This window comes from Streptosporangium sp. NPDC002524, from assembly GCF_040295985.1.
Lineage (GTDB): Bacteria > Actinomycetota > Actinomycetes > Streptosporangiales > Streptosporangiaceae > Streptosporangium.
In genome coordinates, this window is sequence record NZ_JBEOWK010000011.1 from 108,905 (window position 1) to 127,569 (window position 18,665).

Below are 18,665 nucleotides of genomic sequence, written 5' to 3' on the forward strand. Positions count from 1 at the left end.
CCTGAGAAGTTTTCCCGCCGCCGGATCTCACGCCGGGGCGGTTATCCCATGATCCTGAGGATGCGCGGCATCGCCAAGAGTTTTCTCGGAGTTCGCGTACTGAGCGGGGTCGATCTGGACGTCGCCGCCGGAGAGGTGCACGCGGTCGTCGGGGAGAACGGCGCCGGCAAGTCCACGTTGATGAAGGTCCTCGCCGGGGTGCACGCCCCAGACGAGGGCACCGTCGAGATCGACGGCTCCCAGGTCTCCTTCGCCCACCCGGTCGAGGCCCAGCGCGCCGGGGTCGCGATCATCTACCAGGAGTTCAACCTGCTGCCCGAGCGCAGCGTCGCCGAGAACGTCTTCCTGGGCCGCGAACCCGTCCGGCGGGGACTGGTCGACAGGGAGGCGATGGAGACCGCGACCACCCGGCTGCTCCAGGAGCTCGGCGAGACCTCCTTCTCCGCCCGCGACCTGGTCCGCCACCTCTCCATCGCCCAGCAGCAGGTCGTGGAGATCGTCAAGGCGCTCTCCCAGGACGCCCGGATCATCGTGATGGACGAGCCCACCGCCGCGCTGGCCGAACACGAGGTGGAGCTGCTCTACCGGCTGGTGGCCCGCCTGCGGGAGCGGGAGATCGCCGTCCTCTACATCTCCCACCGGCTGCGCGAGGTCTTCGACCTGTCCACCCGGGTGACGGTGCTGAAGGACGGCGCGCTGGTCAGGACCGCCGACACCGCCGGGATCACCTCCGACGAGCTGGTCAGGCTGATGGTCGGCCGCGACCTCGGCACCTACTTCCCCGCCAGGAACGCGGAGCCGGGCGAGGTACGGCTCAGCGTGCGCGGCGGCGGCAACGCCGTACTTGACGGGATCGACCTCGAACTGCGCGAGCGCGAGATCCTCGGGGTGGCCGGCCTGCAGGGGTCGGGCCGCACCGAGCTGGCCAAGGCCCTCTTCGGCGCCGAGCCGTTCACGCGCGGCACGATGAGCCCGCTGCGGCCGGTGTCGGTACGGCAGGCCGTGGCCGCCGGGATCGGCCTGGTGAACGAGGACCGCAAGGCCGAGGGGCTCGCGCTGCGCCAGTCCGTACGGGACAACGCCCTGCTGGTCTCCCGCTCGGTGCGCAGGATCGGCAACGGCGGCAGGATCGGCGGCACCGGAGGGACAGGCGTCCTCGAACTCCTGGAGGCGGTACGGCTCCACCCGCCCCGCCCCGACCAGGAGGTCCGCTACCTGTCCGGCGGCAACCAGCAGAAGGTCGTGCTGGCCAAGTGGATGACCGTCGCGCCGAACGTCCTGATCTTCGACGAGCCCACCCGCGGGGTCGACGTGGGGGCCAAGGCCGCCATCCACGACCTGATGCGCGGCCTGGCCGAGGACGGCATGGCGATCATGATGATCTCGTCCGAGCTTCCCGAGCTGATCGGCATGAGCGACCGCGTCGTGGTGATGCGCGACGGCCGTGTCGCCGGGGAGCTCCCGGCGGGCTCCTCCGAGGAGGCCGTCATGCGCCTGGCCGCCGGTGAGGTGACGGCATGACCGGCACCGGCCGGGTCCGGCCCGCGGCGGCGACCGGCACCGCGGGTCCCGCCGCCCCCGTTCCCCCCGGAGGTGGCGGGCGTCGCGCCCTGGCGGGCCGCATCGGCTCGACCCAGGTCATCTACCTGGCCCTGGCCGGGGTGATGCTCGTCGGATGGGTGCTGGTCGCCTTCGACGGCGGGAACTTCCTCACGCTGGAGACCGTCGTCGGCATCCAGCAGCGCTCGGCCGCGCTGGGCATCGTCGCGGTGGGGCAGACGCTGGCGATCCTGGTCGGGTCGCTCGACCTGTCGGTCGCGTACCTGATCAGCCTCACCTCGCTCGTCGCGGCCGAGATCATGGCCGGGCAGGACGGCGGGATCGTCCCCGGCGTCGCGGCGGTGCTCGCGGTGAGCGCGCTGATCGGCCTGGTCAACGGCCTGGTCATCACCCGGCTGCACGTCCACGCCTTCATCGCGACCCTCGGCACGGCGCTGATCGTCAAGGGGGTCGTGGACCACCTCTACGACGGGCCCGCGGGCAGCGTGCCCGAGTCCTTCCAGCGGCTCGGCTACGACAGGATCGGGCCGGTCCCGGTCTCGGCGCTGCTCTGGGCCGCCGTCGCGGTCGCCGTCTGGTTCCTGCTGCGCCGCACGAGGCTCGGGTACCGGATCTACGCGGTCGGCGGCGACGAGGAGGTCGCCCGGCTGTCCGGCGTACGGACCGGCAGGATCGTCGTCGCCGCGCACGTCCTGTGCTCGGTCTGCGCGGGCGTCGCCGGGCTGCTGCTGGCGAGCAGGCTCGGCGCGGGCGCGCCCACGGTCGGCACCGACGGCGGCTACGACCTGGAGTCGATCGCCGCGGTGGTCCTCGGCGGCACGGCCCTCGCCGGAGGCAGGGGCGGGGTCGTGGGGACGGTCGGCGGGGTGCTGCTGCTCGCCGTGCTCGACAGCGTCTTCAACCAGCTGGAGGTCAACGCGTTCTTCAAGGACGTGGTCCGCGGCGTGGTCATCGTCGCCGCCGTGGCCGTCTACGCCCGCCGCACCGCCCGGAGGCGATCGCGATGACCGTCGTTCACGCACGCGGTGGCGCCCGGAGAGGTCTCGATGACCGTTCACGCCCGTCGCGGTGTTCGGAGGGGGTCTCGATGACCGTTCACGTCCGTCGCGGTGTTCGGAGGGGGTCTCGATGACCGTCCACGCCCGTCGCGGCATCCGGAGGGGATCCCGGTGAGAGCCCTCAGGTCCATGGGGCCGATCCTGGCCGTGCTGGCGGTGCTGCTGGTGCTGATCGCGCTGGCCAACCCGTTCTTCCTGGAGCCCGCCGGGTTCCTCGCCTTCCTCAAGCGGGCCGCGCCGCTGGTCATCCTGGCGGCCGGGCAGTACTTCGTGATCGTCTCCGGGGAGTTCGACCTGTCGGTCGGGTCGCTGGTCACCGTGCAGGTCGTGGTGGCCGCCCGGCTGATCGACGGCCAGGAGCAGGCGACCTGGCCGGTGCTCGCCCTGCTGATCGTGATCGGGCTGCTGGTCGGGCTGGCCAACGGGGTCGTCACCACCGGGCTGCGGGTGCCGTCGTTCATCACCACGCTCGGCATGATGCTCGTACTGTCCGGCGCGGTGTTCCTGTGGACCGGCGGCGCCCCGCGCGGCGCGCTGTCGGAGACGTTCCGGATGTTCGGCCGCAAGGACCTCGGCCCGGTGCCCTGGTCGGTGCTCATCCTCCTCGCCGCGGGCACCGCGGCGATCCTCCTCATGCGCTCCGACTTCGGCAAGCGGCTCATCGCCACCGGAGACAACGAGCGCGCCGCCGGACTGTCCGGGGTACGGGTCGACCGGACCCGGATCGCCGCCTTCGTCCTCTCCGGCCTGGCCGCGGCCGTCGCGGGCATCCTGCTCGGCGGCTTCGCGGGGGTCTCGGCCCAGGTCGGGCAGGGCCTGGAGTTCCAGGCCATCACGGCCGTCGTCCTCGGCGGCGTGGCGCTCGGCGGCGGGCGCGGCTCCGTGGTCGCCGCGATGGCCGGAGCCTTCACCCTCGAAGCGCTGTTCACCCTGCTCAACCTGTACGGGATCTCGGGGGCCCTGGAGTTCGCCGTCCAGGGCGTGATCATCATCGCCGCCGTCGCGGCGAGCGCCGTACGGCTTCCGTTCAGGCGCGCGGCACGCGTCTGAACGCACCCCCCAGAAAAAGAAGGAGACCTTCATTGAACAGGTCGATCACGGTGCTCGTCGCGGGTGTCTCCGCGATGCTGCTCGCCGCGGGATGTGCCAGCGACAAGCCGGTGACCTCCAGCGCCGCCCCCGATACGTCCGCTGCGGCCCCGTCCACCGGCACGGCGGCGGCGTCCCCCAACACCGGCGAGCAGTCGAAGTTCTTCGTCCAGGCCGACTACGACGCCCAGCTGGCCATGCGGACCCAGAGCGCGGAGGGGCCCGCGGACAAACCGTGGGAGCAGGCCATCGCCCCGGAGATGGTGGACACGGCCAAGTACAAGAAGGACGGCCCCTACAACCTGTGCTTCTCCAACGCCGCCGTGAACAACCCGTGGCGGCAGGTGGGCTGGAAGACCATGCAGGCCGAGGTGGCGCTGCACAAGGAGATCAAGCAGTTCACCGCGCTCGACGCGGAGGGCAAGGACGACAAGCAGATCTCCGACATCGCCGAGCTGGTCGGCAAGGGCTGTGACGCGCTGATCGTCTCGCCCAACACCACCGCGACGCTCACCCCCGCGGTGACGGGCGCGTGCCCCGAGGTCCCGGTGATCGTCTTCGACCGCGGCGTGGAGACCGACTGCCCGGTGACGTTCATAAACCCCATCGGCGGCTACGCCTTCGGCGCCGACGGCGCGGAGTTCCTGGTGGAGAAGGTGCCGGCCGGGGGCAAGGTCCTCGCGCTGCGGATCTTGCCGGGCGTCGACGTGCTGGAGACCCGCTGGTCGGCGGCGAAGGTCACCTTCGACAAGAGCCAGCTCGACGTGGTCGGGGTGGAGTTCACCGACGGCGACGCGGCCAAGACCAAGAGCATCGTGAGCGACTACATCCAGCGGCACGGCAAGATCGACGGGGTGTGGATGGACGCGGGGGCCACCGCGGTGGCGGCCGTCGAGGCGTTCGAGGACGCCGGGGTCCCGGTGCCGGCGATCGTCGGCGAGGACCAGCAGGACTTCCTGCAGAAGTGGAAGAGCGGCGGCCTCACCGCCATCGCGCCGACCTACCCCACCTACCAGTGGCGCACCCCGATCATCGCCGCCCTGAAGATCCTCAAGGGCGAGGAGGTGCCCAAGACCTGGAAGCTGCCGCAGCCCAAGATCACTTCCGAGAACCTGGACAGCTACCTGCAGCCCAACATGCCTCCGCTGCACTACGCGCTCTGCGGCTGCGAGAAGCTGCCGGACTTCCCCGCCAACTGGGGCGGCAAGTAAGCAGGTAAGCAGGTAGGCAGGTAGGGCGAGTAAGGCTTGGGGCGGTCGGTAAGGCCGACCCGCCGGGCTCCGGGCACCGCCGCCGGGCGGCGCCCGGAGCCCACCACCACGTTCACGGGCCCACGACGGACCTGTGGCGAACCTGTTCACGGGCTCACCGCGAGCCCGCACCGCACTTGTTCACGGGCTCACGACGAGTCCGCACCGCACTCGTTCAGGGGCTCACGACGGGCCCGCCGAACTCGTTCACGGGCTCGCCGCGAGCCCGCACCGAACTCAGGGAAGGGGTTGCCGATGTTCCCCATCGGGGTCAACACGTGGGTGTGGGTCTCGCCGCTGACGGACGAGGATCTCGGCCGGCTGGCGCCGAAGGTGGCCGCGTGGGGGTTCGACACGATCGAGCTGCCGGTGGAGCAGGTCGGCGACTGGGACCCCGGCTGGGCGGCCGAACTGCTGGGCGACCTCGGGCTGAAGGCGTCGGTGGTCCTCGTCATGCCGCCGGGCAGGGAGCTGGTCGGCGCCGACGCGGGGACGGTCGCCGCCACCCAGGACTACCTGCGCGGGTGCGTGGACGCCGCGGTGGCGGTGGGCAGCCCGGTGATCGGCGGACCCGCCTACGCGTCGGTGGGGCGGACCTGGCGGATGTCGGCCGAGGAGCGCAAGACCTGTTACGCCGAGCTGCGGGAGAACCTGGCCCCGGTCGGCGCGTACGCGGCCGAGCGCGGGGTGACGGTCGCCGTCGAACCGCTCAACCGCTACGAGACCAGCCTGATCAACACCGTCGAGCAGGCCGTCGAGGCGGTCGGCGGGATCCCGGGCGTCGGCCTCGCGCTGGACGTTTACCACATGAACATCGAGGAACGGGACCCGGCGGCGGCCGTACGGCGGGCCGGGGGCCTGGTCGCGCACGTGCAGGTCTGCGCCAACGACCGGGGCGCGCCCGGCGCCGACCACCTGGACTGGCCCGCCCTCGCCGACGCCCTGCGCGCCGTGGACTACCGGGGCCCGCTCTGCATCGAGTCGTTCACCGCGCACAACCGGACGATCGCCACGGCCGCCTCGATCTGGCGCCCCCTCGCCGACACCCAGGACGCCCTCGCCACCGCGGGCCTCGCCTTCCTGCGCACCCTCTGACGAGCCGCGGTTCCTCCGGCGGGTCCCGGCTCCACCTTCGCCGCCGGAGGCCGGGCCGCGACGCCCCCTTGTACGCGCGGCCGGAGGCCCGGCCGCGTCACACCGCCCGCGCGCCGGCACACCCCGGTCCTCGCGGGGGCGTTCAGCGGTCGGCGTCTCCGGCGCGCCCCGGGATCAGCGTCCCGGATCAGCGTCCCGGATCAGCGCCCCGGGTCAGCGTCCGGCGTCCCCGCCCGGCGTGCCGGGGGCCCGCCGGGGGCGCCTGAAGAAGGCGGCCACCGCGTAGGGGTCGACGGGGTCGGCGAGCAGGGCGAGCATCTCCTCCCGCCGCTCCGGATCGACCTTGAACGGGTGGCCGAACACGTGCGGCCCCGTCCCGTCGCCCAGCATCCTGGTCAGCATCAGGTCGCCGGGCAGCGCCTGCCCGGAGAGCAGCTCGTCGGACAGCGTCACCCGCTCCCCGCCCTCGCCTCCCGCGTCCCCCTCGGCGGCAGCGGCGGCCACGGTGATCTCGTTCCCGGACACGCCGAGGACCTCCCACAGGCGCAGCGGCGTCCGCCGCCAGGACTCCAGCAGCTCCACCTCGTCGTCGCGCAGCCACTCGGCCCGCGCGTCCAGGAACTCGCCCACGACGTCGTTCTCGAACAGCGCCAGGTCCGCGAGGGCGGGCTCGGCCACCCGGACGCTCAGCGCGATCAGATCCTCGATCAGCCGGTGACGGGCCGGGCGGTAGGCGTACGCGAGCAGCTGCCGGAACAGGTGCGCGGCCCGCTCGGGCAGCGGGGCGCCGGGGTCGGTGCGGCACGCGGCGTACTCGGCGGCGTCGCGCACGGCCGGCGCCATGCCGGGGGAGAGGGAGAGCACCTCGGAGATCAGCCCCGACGCCTCGAACGAGCGGCCCTCGCCCTCGGCCGACCTCGCGATCAGCAGCAGCGCGGCCGGCTCGGTGCGGGGCAGGGCCTCGACCAGCGCGGGGCCGAGCGGCTCGCGCTCCACCTCGTCGGCGATCCGCGCGAGCACCACCTCCGACCGCGACAGGTAGGTGACGGCCTTGGAGAGGTCGGCGCCCTCGCCGTACGTCCGCAGCGCGCTGCGCACCAGGGCGAGCCTGATGATGTCCAGCGGGGCGAGGTCGGCGACCGAGGCGGTGTCCCACGGCGCGCCCACGATGCCCACCCGGCCGTCGCGCAGCTCCAGCGAGGCGTTGCGCAGCAGCGGCGCCAGCGGAGGCAACGGGTCGGCGAAGGTCTCGGGGGCCTTCATCAGCAGCTCCAGGACCACGACGTCGACCGGCACGCCGGGACTGGGCTCCAGCCCCTCGGCGAAGGCGCGCAGCGCGTCGAGCGCCTGCTCCCCGAACTCCTGGACGACCCGCACCGCCCGCTCGGCGGGGACGTCGTCCAGCTCGGTGACCGACAGTTCCAGGGTGCCACCGCGCAGGCGCAGCGCGACCACCTGCTCGGGCTCCACCCCGTCGAGCCAGCCGCCGGGCCCGGTCAGGACGGGCTCGCCGGTGTCGAGCGAGGTGCGTATCCGGCCGCCGCCCGCCAGCGGCACCCCCTCGCCGTCGGCCAGCCGGGCCCACAGCCGCAGGTCGTCGGAGGCGGGCAGCACCCCGCTCGCCAGCTCGGCCCGGGTGGCGAGATGCGTCAGCACCGCGCCCTCGCTCAGCGTCAGAAGGTCGCTCATCCCCCCATTGTTCTCGACGCCCGGACATGGCGATGCCGCCCTCCCCCACGAGGTCGCACAGGCTCGCGGGGGAGGGCGGCGGGGCGGCCGGTCCGCGGGGGCGTCGGACCGGCCCGGTCTCGGGCGACCTTCCCGCGTCTCCCCGGCCGGACTCGGTCGAGTCCGGCCGGGGAGAACCCTGCGGTCTGGCCGGGCCGGGGGAGAGCCTCACGGCCCCGGCCGGGCGGAGAGGGCCTTACGGCCTGGTCAGGCCGAGGGTGTAGGAGCCGGAGCCGCTGTAGGCGTGTACCCGTACGCGGTAGGTGCCCGCGGTGCCGCTGTAAGTGAAGGCCTCGTCCGGGTTGGCGGTGGTCCCGCTGGCCACGGTCGTCCAGGTGGAGCCGCTCAGCTTCTGCAGGTAGGCGTCGTAGTCGGTGCCGTTGGGGCCGTCCAGGCAGACGCGGTGGACGCCCGCGCCGGCGCTGTAACCGGCGGTGCCGGGCTGGTAGGCGTTGGCGTTGGACGTCAGCGAGCCGGTGTAGGAGTTCTGGTAGCCGCTGCAGCCGGTGGGCGGCGGGGTCCCGTTGGTCACGAGGGTGAGCCCGTACACCGAGAGGATCTCGTTGATCGGCTGGTGGTAGGTCGTGCCGCCGGAGGTGCAGTTGCCCGAGCCGCCGGAGGTAACGCCCTGGGCCTGGCTGCCGGAGATGTAGGAGCCGCCGGAGTCGCCGGGCTCGGCGCACACGGTGGTGCGGGTCAGGCCGGTGATGGTGCCCTCGGGGTAGGTGACGCTCGTGTTGTGCTGGCTGATGGTGCCGCAGCGGTACTGGGTGGTGGAGCCGGAGCGGCAGATGGAGCTGCCCACGACCTGCTGGGTGGAGCCGGTCACCGGGAGGATGCCCGAGCTGTAGCCGTTCACCACGCCGGTCGCGGTCCAGTTGGCGTTGACGGCGACCCACGCGTAGTCGTTGCCGGGGAAGGACGAGCCCTGGAAGGTGCCCTGGGCGACCCGGTTGTAGCCCTGGGTGGTGGTGCCGGGCGTGCCGCAGTGGCCGGCGGTGGCGAAGCCGCCCTGGGTGCCGCGGGTGACCGAGAAGCCGACCGAGCAGCGCCCGCCGCCCATGTAGTAGGCGTCGCCGCCGCGGACGTCGTAGAGGGGCCTGGGCTTCTCCTGCGAGGCCTCGACACGGACCAGCGCCCTGTCCACGCCGCTGCCGTCCACGAACGCCTGCGCCTCGGCGACGTCACCGGCCAGCACGACGACGCTGTTGCTCGTCACGTCGACGTACCAGGACGGGATCGACTTCGGCGCGGTGGCCAGGAGCTGGTCGAGCCGCTCCTTGGCCGTGTCGAGCGTGGCCAGGGAGTTCTTGACGAGCTTGACCTCCGCGCCCGACTTCGCGAGCGAGGCGACCTTGGTGGAGTCGCTGGTGGCGATCACCAGGTTGGAGGTGGGGCCGGTCACCCAGGATCCGGCGAAGGACGCGCCGAGCTGCCCGCGGAGGGCGGGCTCGATCTTGGCGGCGGCGGCCTCGTTGATCAGCCGGGCCGACGCCTGCTCGGCGGTGCCGCCGAGGTCGCGCCGGATGGCGTCGACCAGTCCGGGCGACGGCTTGGCGGTGGCCTGCACCAGCGTCCGGGCCTCGGCGAGGGTGTACGGGGCGGCGGATTCGCCGGGTCCCTGGTGAGCGGCGGTGGCGGGGGTGGCCACCATCGCGACAGCGAGCGCGAAGCCCGCTGCCACGGCACTTCTGCGGAGCATTGGTACTCTCCTCGTGTGGGGGGTGCCGTCAAAGTAACGGTGTGCACACGAGGCGCGCCTCTACCAGATGTCTCCTATCGTCACGTTATGGAGAGGTGCCCGGTTCGGGGTCATAGGTGAGCCGCCCGGCGTTTCGTCTGGTTTCGTCTCGTCATGTCATGGAGAGGTACCCAGCCCGGGATTGTGGGCGAGCCACCCGGCGTACCGTCTGCTCCGCCCGATCGCGTCGGAGTGCGCGGCCTTCGCGTGTTCGAGGATCGACGTCGCGACCGCGGCGCTGGACGCCTCCGGGTGCCAGCCGAGCAGCTGCCGCCAGCGCAGCGGAGCTCCCGCGAGCGGTACCAGCTTCAGCCCCTCTGCGGGCTGGAAGGTCGCCTGGCACAGCGCGGCGGCGCGGCCGACCTTGGCCAGGTGCATGCAGGTGGCCACGTCGGTCTCGTAGATGGTCTTGGGGGTGAAGCCGGCGCGGGCGCACGCCGTGGCGAAGCAGTCGCCGAAGCAGCTGTCGCCGGGGGTGACCGTCCACTGCTCGTCGGCCAGTTCCGCGAGTTCCACCTCCTCCCTGTCCACCAGCGGATGGTCCTCGTTGAGCAGTACGAAGACCGGGTCGGTCCCCACGGTCGACCACACCACCGGCCCCTCCACCGGCGGGGGGCTCTCCCCGCAGGCGCCGATGAACGCGAAGTCGATCCGGCCCAGCATCACCATGGCGGTGAGCTCCCTCGCGGACCAGGAGGTGTGGGTGCTCACCGGGGTTGACGGCCAGGCTGTGGCGAGACGGTCCATCAGGCCGCCGAGGATCGGGCCGTTGGTGGCACCCAGCCGGTAGCTGGGGATGTCGGCGTTCGCGTTCGCGAATCGAAGTGCCTCCTCCTGGAGTTCGCGGGCCGCGGGCAGCAGCACCATGGCGCGTGACAGGACCAGCTGCCCGAGGGGCGTGGGCCTGGCGCCGTTGTGGTCACGTTCGAAAAGAGCTCCCCCGAGAACCCGCTCTATCCGTTTGAGCTGCGCCGTCAGCGCGGGTTGGGCCAGTCCGAGGTGGGTGGCGGCCTTGGTGACGCTGCCGGCCTGTGCCACCGCGCGCACGATCTTGAGGTGTCGGAGCTCGAGATCCATACCGGGAACGTAAGGCCGAGACGTTATACCCGCAATGCCAACATGTCATGAAATATGACTCAATTTTGTCGAATCGTTCCAAAAACAATTAAGGCTATTTAAATGCGATAGTTACGGACATCCTTTATTGGCCTTCCTGTCGTCTCATCTAGAGAGCTTCCGTCCCACCTGGCCGCGGTGTGACGACGGTGTCCGATATTCGAGATTCCCGGGATTCGGGTTTCGCCGATATTCCGGCCCCCGGAGGTGCCGACACCCCGGTACCCGGCCTCCTCACACTCCCCGCGCTCCCCGTGTGAGAGGAAGGGACCCTGCCGCCACGCGAGCGGAAGAACCCCGTCGCCAGCCCCGTGCCGGCGCGGGCCGTCGCGCGCTCCTCGCGCGAACGGATGACGCCGTGTTCATGTACGGAGGCCGGCCGCGCGCTCCTCGTACGGACGGAGGAACGTCGCCGCCCGGCCATGCGTCGGCGGAGGCCGGTCGCGTTTCCCCCGCCCGGATGAAGGGCGCCGCGCTTGTTTACATGCCGGTGCGGGCCGGTCGCGCGCTCCTCGCGGGGGAGAGGGGCGCCGCCACCTGGTCACGTACCGGGGGAGGCCGGTCGCGTGCTCCCCGCGCGGACGAAGGACGCTGGCCGGGAGGCGGAACCGAGGTTATGATCCGCCGATGGATGTAGCGGCGCTCACCCCCGCGCAGGCCCGGGAGCACTTCAGGGAGGGGCTGCGGGCCCCCACCGCGGGATGGTGCCGGGGCTGGACCCAGGCCAACCTGCTCGCCGTGCCCCGCGAGCTCGCCTACGATCTGCTCCTGTTCGCCCAGCGCAATCCCGTCGCCTGCCCCGTCCTGGACGTCGGCGACCCCGGCGCGGTGAGCACCGGCCTGTTCGGCGGCGACCTCCGCAGCGACCTGCCCGCCTACCGCGTCTACAAGGACGGCAGGGCCGTGGCCGACGTCGACGACGCCCGCGACGTCTGGCGGGACGACCTGGTCGCCTTCCTGCTGGGCTGCAGCTTCACCTTCGAGGACGCGCTGCTGAGGGCCGGGGTCCCGGTGCGGCACATCGAGTCGGGGACGAACGTGCCCATGTACCTCACCTCGATCCCCTGCCGCCCCGCGGGATCGCTGAGCGGCCCGCTGGTCGTCTCGATGCGCCCGGTCCCGGCCTCCCTCGTCTCGGCCGCCGTACGGGTGACCGCGAGGTACCCGGCCGTGCACGGGGCGCCGATCCACGTCGGCGACCCCGGCGAGATCGGGATCGCCGACCTGGGCGTGCCCGACTTCGGCGACCCCGTCGAGGTGCGGGCGGGGGAGACCCCGGTCTTCTGGGCCTGCGGGGTGACGCCGCAGGCGGCCGTCATGGCGAGCGGGGTCTCCTTCGCCATCGGTCACCTCCCCGGCCACATGGCGATCACCGACGCGAGGGACGACCGCTTCCAGGTCCCGTGACCCCGTTCCACGGCGCCCGGTCCGCTGTCGCGTGGCGGCCCCTGACACCGTACGCGCGGGGAGACCGTGCACGAGGCCGGGCACCTTCCGGGCCGTACCCCGTGTGGCTATCGGTCATGACCGCGGCGATTGGTCATGAGGTCACGCGGAGGCCGGGCAGACCGGTCATGAGGCCGTACGGGGGTCGGGCGGATCGATCATGAGGCGGATCGGGCAAGAGGCCGCGTCCGGCCTGCCGGACGTGGACGCGAAGCCGAAGCCGAGGGCGAAGGCGGGTGCTAGGCGCGGGCGTTGCCCCGGGAGACGAGGAGTTTTTCCAGCTGTGACGCGAGCGCGGGGGCACCGGGCCGGTTGTCGATCTCGTCGTGGGGCACGGCGGGCGGTTCGTCGACCCTGATGGCTCGCAGGTAGTCCTCGAAGCGGCCGAGCTTGCCCGCGTCCCTGGCGAGCCCCCTGGCCTCCAGCCGGGAACGCAGCGTCGGACCGTCCGAGCGGACCCAGATAAGACGTATGGGCGGCCCGCCCAGCCGCCCGGCCCAGCGTTCCCACGTCGCCGCGTCGTGCACCTGGGGGGTGAAGGGACCTTCCAGCATCACCGGGCAGCCGTGCGAACGGATCTGCCGGGCGATCTCCGTCAGCCCCTCGTACTCGAAGCGCTTGACGTGCTCGTCGTACCAGGGACCCTCGCGTTCGCCGTCGTCACGGCCGTGGGCGCGGAGGGTGGCCGCGACGAAGCCGCCGTAGACGGTGTCCTTGTCGAGCAGCGCGGGAACCGGGTGGAGTAGCGCCAGCAGCGCCGCCGCGACGGTCGACTTCCCCCCGCCCGGCGGCCCGCTCACCACCCACAGCGGCGCCACCGCGCCCGCGTCTCCACCGGAAACCCCGTGGACCTCGCCGTGTGTCTTGCCGTGTGTCTCACTGTGGTCAGCGTCGAAGGCCCCGGCGCCGGTCTCACCGTGGTTCCCGGTCCCGCCGCCGGCCGTGTTGAGAACCTCGCCGGGGGTCCTGCCGGGAACCTCGCCGGGGACGCGCCCTCCGCTCATGGGGTCTCAGTCCTTCCAGACCCTGGCCACGATCTCCTCGACGGCGGGAGCCTGAGCGAGACCGGCCTGGAAGGCGGGGCGCCACAGGGCCGGGTCGAGGACGTTGGCGCCGAACACGGCGACTGAGGCCTCGTCGGGGACGACGTGGGCGATCTCGGCGTCACCCAGCTTGGCGAGCTCGGCCTCGACGCGCGCCTTCGGCGAGGTGTGCGCCAGCGGTTCCAGGAGGACCACGGCGGAACTGCCCGCCGCCAGGTCGGCGTTCGTCGGCGAGCGGACCCCGCCGTCCATGTAGCGGCGCCCGTCGATCTCCACCGGCGGGAACACGCACGGGACCGCGCAGCTGGAGGCGACCGCCGACACCAGCGGTGCCCCCGAGTCGCGCTCCCAGACCACGAACTCGCCGGTCCCCGCGTCGACGGCGGTGATCAGCAGGCGGCGGTCCGGCCACTCCTTGACGGGCAGCCGGTTACCGATCGTCTCGATCCTGGCGCCGGTGTCCTTCACCCCGAGGGCCAGCTCACCGACCCGGCGCCGGGCCTCCCGGGGGTCCAGGGACGGGTCGTAGAGGATGCTGAAGGCGGCCATGACCGCCTCCATGTCGACGGCGGAGACGGTCGCGACCTCCGTGTTCGCCTGGACGCCGACCGAGCTCTCCAGATCGGCCTCGGTGGCGACGAGCGTCCCGACCACCGATCCGGCGGAGGTGCCGATGACCAGGTCCGCCTCTCCCAGGTCCATGCCCGCCCGGCGCAGGCCGGTGATGATCCCGGCCTCCCAGGCGATACCCGCCACACCGCCGCCACCCAGTACCAATGCTCTCGTCATGCGCCATTCTTACCTGATGCGTCTTTCTCGCAGGGGAGGCGCCCCCGTTGTACTTCCCCGCGAGGGAGGCGCTCTCGCGGTACTTCCTCGCGAGGAAGACGCCCCCGGGGACGCGGGGGTCAGACGTCGCGGCCCTTCATGCCCTCCTGGGCGGGGTCGACGCCCCAGGAGATGATCCGCCGAGGGTAGATGCGGATGATCTCCCGGCTGAAGTACGGGGAGGGCGGCTCGTGGTCCTCGACGGCCTCGGCCTCGCCGCGGATCTCCACGCCCCTGACCCGCCAGGGATCGGTGGAGGCGACGTCGTCCACCACGAAGGCCACCTGCGGGTTCGTCCGGACGTTCTGGAACTTCCTGGTGGTGCCCATCGCGCGGCCGTAGATGTCGACGACGCCGGTCTCGATGTCGACCCGGAACCCGGTCGGGCTGTTCTGCAGGGAACCGCCGGGGCCCGTCGTGGCCAGGCGGCCCAGGCGCTGCTCTCCGAGGTAGGCGAGTTCCGCCTTCGTGAATGTCATGCTCCCCCTCTTTCCGCCTCCGTGGATCTCATGCCCTCACTTTGCAACCTCAATATTGATTGAGGTCAAGTTACACTGGCGCATGCCCAACAATCCGGAGATGACCGTCGGCCAGCTCTCCTCGCGCAGCGGGGTCGCTGTCTCCGCCCTCCACTTCTACGAGGCCAAGGGCCTGATCCGCAGCCGCCGCACCGCGGGCAACCAGCGTCGTTTCCCTCGCGACACGCTCCGCAGGATCGCCTTCATCAGGGTCTCCCAGCGGGTCGGGATCCCGCTCAAGACGATCCAGGAGGCGCTGTCCGCCCTCCCCGACGAGCGCACCCCCACCAGGGACGACTGGGCGAGACTCTCGACGATGTGGCAGTACGAGCTCGACGACCGCATCAAGCAGCTCGAACGGCTCCGGCACGGCCTGACCGACTGCATCGCGTGCGGCTGCCTCTCGCTGGACCGCTGCGCGCTGGCCAACCCCGACGACGTGGCCGCCGCGCGGGGCCCCGGCTCGCGGCTGATGCTCCCTCCCCGCGAGGACTGCGCTCCCTGCGAGGCACCGCGATAGGCCGGGGTATCGAGGCGCACGGGGTACGAGGCGCCCGGGGTGCGGGGCGCGGGGCGCCCGCCCGGGGCGTGGGGTGCGAGACCCCGGGGGTACGAGGCGCACGGGGCGCGGGGCACTGGGGCGCTCGGGGTGCGGGGTCGAGGCGCGGTGGCGGGCCGGGCGCGCGGGGTGGGGCGGGCCGGGGTCGCTCCCCGCACGCCGCCGAGGTCTCGTGTTCCAACCGCTGGCGCGCAGGCCGCGTCCCCCGAACCGCCCATGGCGCCACCCGGGGGTTTCGCCGTGATTCGCGACAGGTTTGTTAGTTGTCTATTCAAACTATTGACGACCCGGGGTCCGGCATGTGACCCTCTGGGCGTTCATGCACGCGCATCATGGGCGGTCGAAGGTCAGGGTCCCGTCCCCTGATCGTGCATGGCGGTTTGTCCGTTGCATTGCGAAGGGAAGCCGTACATGCGAAGAAGGCTGTTCAGCATGCTCGCCGCCGTGTCGGTGGCGTGCGCGTCGGTCGGCGCGGCCGTCGGGGGCGCGAGCGCCCAGGCGTCCGCGTCCGGTGCCGGTGCCGGTGCCGGAGCCGGAGCCGCAGTGACCGGGACCGCGGTGACCAGAACCGGTTCGGGGGTCGGGGCCGGTTCGGCCGCCGCCGAGTCGTACGAGTGGAAGAACGTCAGGATCGACGGCGGCGGGTTCGTGCCGGGGATCGTCTTCAACCAGAAGGAACAGAACCTGATCTACGCCCGCACCGACATCGGCGGCGCGTACCGCTGGGAGCAGTCGAGCAAGAGCTGGACCCCGCTGCTCGACTGGGTGGGCTGGGACAAGTGGGGATACAACGGCGTGGTCAGCCTGGCCACCGACCCGGTGGAGACCAACCGGGTCTACGTCGCCGCCGGGATGTACACCAACAGCTGGGACCCCAACAACGGGGCCATCCTGCGCTCCGCCGACAAGGGCGCGACCTGGCAGGCCGCGCCGCTGCCGTTCAAGCTCGGCGGCAACATGCCCGGCCGGGGGATGGGCGAGCGGCTCGCCGTCGACCCCAACAGGAACAGCGTCGTCTACTTCGGCGCGCCCGAGGGCAACGGCCTGTGGCGCAGCACCGACAAGGGCGTGACCTGGGCCAAGGTCGCGAGCTTCCCCAACCCGGGGAACTACGCGGACAACCCTTCCGACCCCAACGGCTACACCAGCCACCGCCCCGGCGTGGTCTGGGTGACCTTCGACCCGACCTCGGCGACCGCGGGGAACACGACGCAGAAGATCTACGTGGGCGTCGCGGACAAGCAGAACACCGTCTACAGCTCCTCGGACGGCGGGACCACCTGGACCAGGGTCGCCGGGCAGCCCACCGGCTACATCGCGCACAAGGGCGTGCTCGACCACGTCAACCACACGCTCTACATCGCCACCAGCGACACCGCGGGCCCGTACGACGGAGCCAAGGGCGACGTGTGGAAGCTCGACACGACCACCGGGGCCTGGACCCAGATCAGCCCGGTCCCCTCCAGCTCGGCCGACGACTACTTCGGCTACAGCGGCCTCACGATCGACCGGCAGAACCCCGGCACGATCATGGTCGCCACCCAGATCTCCTGGTGGCCGGACGTCATCTTCTTCCGCTCCACCGACTCCGGCGCGACTTGGACCCGCATCTGGGACTTCACCTCCTACCCGAACCGCAGCTTCCGCTACACGATGGACGTCTCCTCCTCGCCGTGGCTGACCTTCGGGGCCAACCCCCAACCGCCGGAGACGACGCCCAAGCTCGGCTGGATGACGGAGTCGCTGGAGATCGACCCGTTCAACGGCAACCGGATGATGTACGGCACCGGCGCCACCCTCTACGGCACCGAGGATCTCAAGAAGTGGGACACCGGCGGCCAGCTCACCATCAAGCCCATGGTCAAGGGGCTGGAGGAGACCGCTGTCCTCGACCTGATCAGCCCGCCGTCCGGCGCGCCGCTGGTCAGCGGGCTGGGCGACATCGGCGGCTTCCGGCACACCAACCTCGACGCCGTGCCGCCCATGATGTTCACCTCGCCGAACTTCACCTCGACGACCAGCCTCGACTACGCCGAGACCAACCCGTCCGTCATGGTCCGCGCGGGCAACTTCACCGACGCCGACCGGCCGAACGACAGCCACGCCGCGTTCTCCACCGACGGCGGCGCCAACTGGTTCCAGGGCAGTGAACCGAGCGGGATCAACGAGGGCGGCACGATCGCCGCGGCGGCCGACGGCTCCCGGTTCGTCTGGGCGCCCAAGGGCGTGGGCGTGCACTACTCGGTCGGCTACGGCACCTCCTGGACCGCCTCCACCGGACTCCCCACGGGAGCCGTCGTCGAATCCGACCGGGTGAACTCCAGCAAGTTCTACGGCTTCAGCGCCGGGAGGTTCTACGCCAGCACCAACGGCGGCGCCTCCTTCACGGCCACCGCCGCGACCGGGCTGCCCGCCGAGGGCAACGTGAAGTTCAAGGCCGTACCCGGCCGCGAGGGCGACATCTGGCTCGCCGGACCTCCCAGTGACACCGGCGCCGCCTCGGGCCTCTGGCGCTCCACCAACGGCGGCGCGTCGTTCACCAAGCTGTCCGGCGTCACGAGCGCCGTCAACATCGGCTTCGGAAAGTCCGCCTCCGCCGGGGGCTACCAGGCGCTGTACACCGTCGCCACGATCGGCGGCGTGACCGGCGTCTTCCGCTCCGACGACACCGGCGCGAGCTGGGTCAGGATCAACGACGACCGGCACCAGTACGGCAACGCGGGCGAGGCCCTCACCGGCGACCCGCGCGTCTACGGCCGCGTCTACCTCGGCACCAACGGCCGCGGCATCCTGTACGCCGACAACGGCGGGACCGTCCCGCCCCCCGACACCGTCCCGCCGACCAGGCCCGGCACCCCGGCCGCCTCGGCGATCACCTCGTCGGGGGCGACGCTGACCTGGACGGCCTCGACGGACGCCGTCGGGGTGAGCGGCTACGACGTCTACCGCGAGGCGGGGACGACGGACGTCAAGGTCGGCTCGCCCGCCTCGGCGTCGTTCGCGCTGACCGGTCTCAGCCCCGACACCTCGTACACCTTCTACGTGATCGCCCGCGACGGCGCCGGGAACAGCTCCACCGCCTCCGGCCCGGTGACCTTCAGGACCCTCACGGGACCGTCGCCCGGCGGCGGCTGCACCGCGGCCTACCGGGTGACCAACTCCTGGCCGGGCGGCTTCCAGGGCGAGGTGACGGTGCGGAACGCCGGAACCTCGGCGATCACCGGCTGGACGGTCAGGTGGTCGTTCCCGAACGGCCAGACGATCACCCAGCTCTGGAGCGGCACCCACACCCAGACCGGTGCCGACGTCACCGTGCGGAACACGGGCTGGAACGGCGCCCTGGCCGCCGGGGCCTCCACGACGTTCGGCTTCGGCGCCTCCTGGACCGGCACCAACGGCGTTCCGTCCACCGTCACCTGTACCGCTCCCTGACACTCCTCCGGAGAGGACGAGACTCCGCCGACGCGGTACGGCATCGAGGCCGGGGGGTCCGGACGGCCTCCGCGTCGGCGGCCGGGGTGTCCCGCGAGAACCGCGGGACACCCCAGCTCGGACGGCCCCGCCACGCCCCGAACGGGCGCGGCGGGGCCGTCCCGATGATCTCGTGCTCTTCTCCACCCGTCTCCCCCTCGGG

14 protein-coding genes are annotated in these 18,665 nt (G+C 71.9%); 8 read left to right on the top strand and 6 right to left on the bottom strand.

The annotated features are described in order from the left end of the window. Positions 1-60: 60 nt before the first annotated feature. The 5 genes from ABT053_RS20425 (at position 61) to ABT053_RS20445 (ending at position 6,052) form a co-directional block, all read left to right on the top strand. On the top strand, positions 61-1,521 hold the full coding sequence (locus ABT053_RS20425) for a sugar ABC transporter ATP-binding protein (RefSeq protein WP_350970674.1): 1,461 nt from the start codon (positions 61-63) through the stop codon (positions 1,519-1,521). Further along, the gene (locus ABT053_RS20430) at positions 1,518-2,567 is read left to right on the top strand and encodes an ABC transporter permease (protein WP_350970675.1); all 1,050 of its coding nucleotides are present in this window, start codon (positions 1,518-1,520) and stop codon (positions 2,565-2,567) included. The genes ABT053_RS20425 and ABT053_RS20430 overlap by 4 nt, the downstream gene beginning before the upstream one ends. Positions 2,568-2,747: 180 nt before the next feature. After that, positions 2,748-3,668, top strand: a complete 921-nt coding sequence (locus ABT053_RS20435; protein ID WP_350970836.1) for an ABC transporter permease — start codon at positions 2,748-2,750, stop codon at positions 3,666-3,668. Between the two features lie 74 nt (positions 3,669-3,742). After that, positions 3,743-4,918: a substrate-binding domain-containing protein gene (locus ABT053_RS20440; RefSeq protein ID WP_502991821.1), complete on the top strand. Its 1,176-nt coding sequence runs from the start codon at positions 3,743-3,745 to the stop codon at positions 4,916-4,918. Between the two features lie 294 nt (positions 4,919-5,212). Then, entirely contained in the window at positions 5,213-6,052 is an 840-nt protein-coding gene (locus ABT053_RS20445; RefSeq protein ID WP_350970677.1) for a sugar phosphate isomerase/epimerase family protein, read from the top strand. Between the two features lie 213 nt (positions 6,053-6,265). Here ABT053_RS20445 and ABT053_RS20450 read toward each other — a convergent pair whose 3' ends face one another. From ABT053_RS20450 to ABT053_RS20460, 3 genes are all read right to left on the bottom strand, one after another. Next, positions 6,266-7,741, bottom strand: coding sequence for a hypothetical protein (locus ABT053_RS20450; protein ID WP_350970678.1), 1,476 nt, complete (start codon positions 7,739-7,741; stop codon positions 6,266-6,268). Between the two features lie 235 nt (positions 7,742-7,976). Continuing rightward, complete coding sequence (locus ABT053_RS20455) at positions 7,977-9,482, bottom strand: S1 family peptidase (protein ID WP_350970679.1); 1,506 nt, start codon at positions 9,480-9,482, stop codon at positions 7,977-7,979. Between the two features lie 156 nt (positions 9,483-9,638). Then, the gene (locus ABT053_RS20460) at positions 9,639-10,598 is read right to left on the bottom strand and encodes a LysR family transcriptional regulator (RefSeq protein ID WP_350970680.1); all 960 of its coding nucleotides are present in this window, start codon (positions 10,596-10,598) and stop codon (positions 9,639-9,641) included. Positions 10,599-11,264: 666 nt separating this feature from the next. Between ABT053_RS20460 and ABT053_RS20465 the strand changes: the two genes are divergently transcribed. Further along, a complete protein-coding gene (locus tag ABT053_RS20465; RefSeq protein ID WP_350970681.1) occupies positions 11,265-12,044 on the top strand; it encodes a putative hydro-lyase in 780 nt (259 codons plus the stop codon). Positions 12,045-12,322: 278 nt separating this feature from the next. Here the strand turns inward: ABT053_RS20465 and ABT053_RS20470 are convergent, their stop codons facing one another. From ABT053_RS20470 to ABT053_RS20480, 3 genes are all read right to left on the bottom strand, one after another. Then, positions 12,323-13,087: a P-loop nucleotide/nucleoside kinase family protein gene (locus tag ABT053_RS20470; RefSeq protein WP_350970682.1), complete on the bottom strand. Its 765-nt coding sequence runs from the start codon at positions 13,085-13,087 to the stop codon at positions 12,323-12,325. A gap of 6 nt (positions 13,088-13,093) precedes the next feature. Continuing rightward, positions 13,094-13,915, bottom strand: coding sequence for a patatin-like phospholipase family protein (locus ABT053_RS20475; RefSeq protein ID WP_350970683.1), 822 nt, complete (start codon positions 13,913-13,915; stop codon positions 13,094-13,096). A gap of 119 nt (positions 13,916-14,034) precedes the next feature. Beyond that, complete coding sequence (locus ABT053_RS20480) at positions 14,035-14,433, bottom strand: PPOX class F420-dependent oxidoreductase (RefSeq protein ID WP_350970684.1); 399 nt, start codon at positions 14,431-14,433, stop codon at positions 14,035-14,037. An 82-nt stretch (positions 14,434-14,515) separates the two neighbouring features. Between ABT053_RS20480 and soxR the strand changes: the two genes are divergently transcribed. Together soxR and ABT053_RS20490 are read left to right on the top strand one after the other, a co-directional pair. Continuing rightward, the gene (soxR, locus tag ABT053_RS20485) at positions 14,516-14,992 is read left to right on the top strand and encodes a redox-sensitive transcriptional activator SoxR (RefSeq protein WP_350970685.1); all 477 of its coding nucleotides are present in this window, start codon (positions 14,516-14,518) and stop codon (positions 14,990-14,992) included. A 450-nt stretch (positions 14,993-15,442) separates the two neighbouring features. After that, positions 15,443-18,463: a cellulose binding domain-containing protein gene (locus tag ABT053_RS20490; protein ID WP_350970686.1), complete on the top strand. Its 3,021-nt coding sequence runs from the start codon at positions 15,443-15,445 to the stop codon at positions 18,461-18,463. Positions 18,464-18,665: the final 202 nt, after the last annotated feature.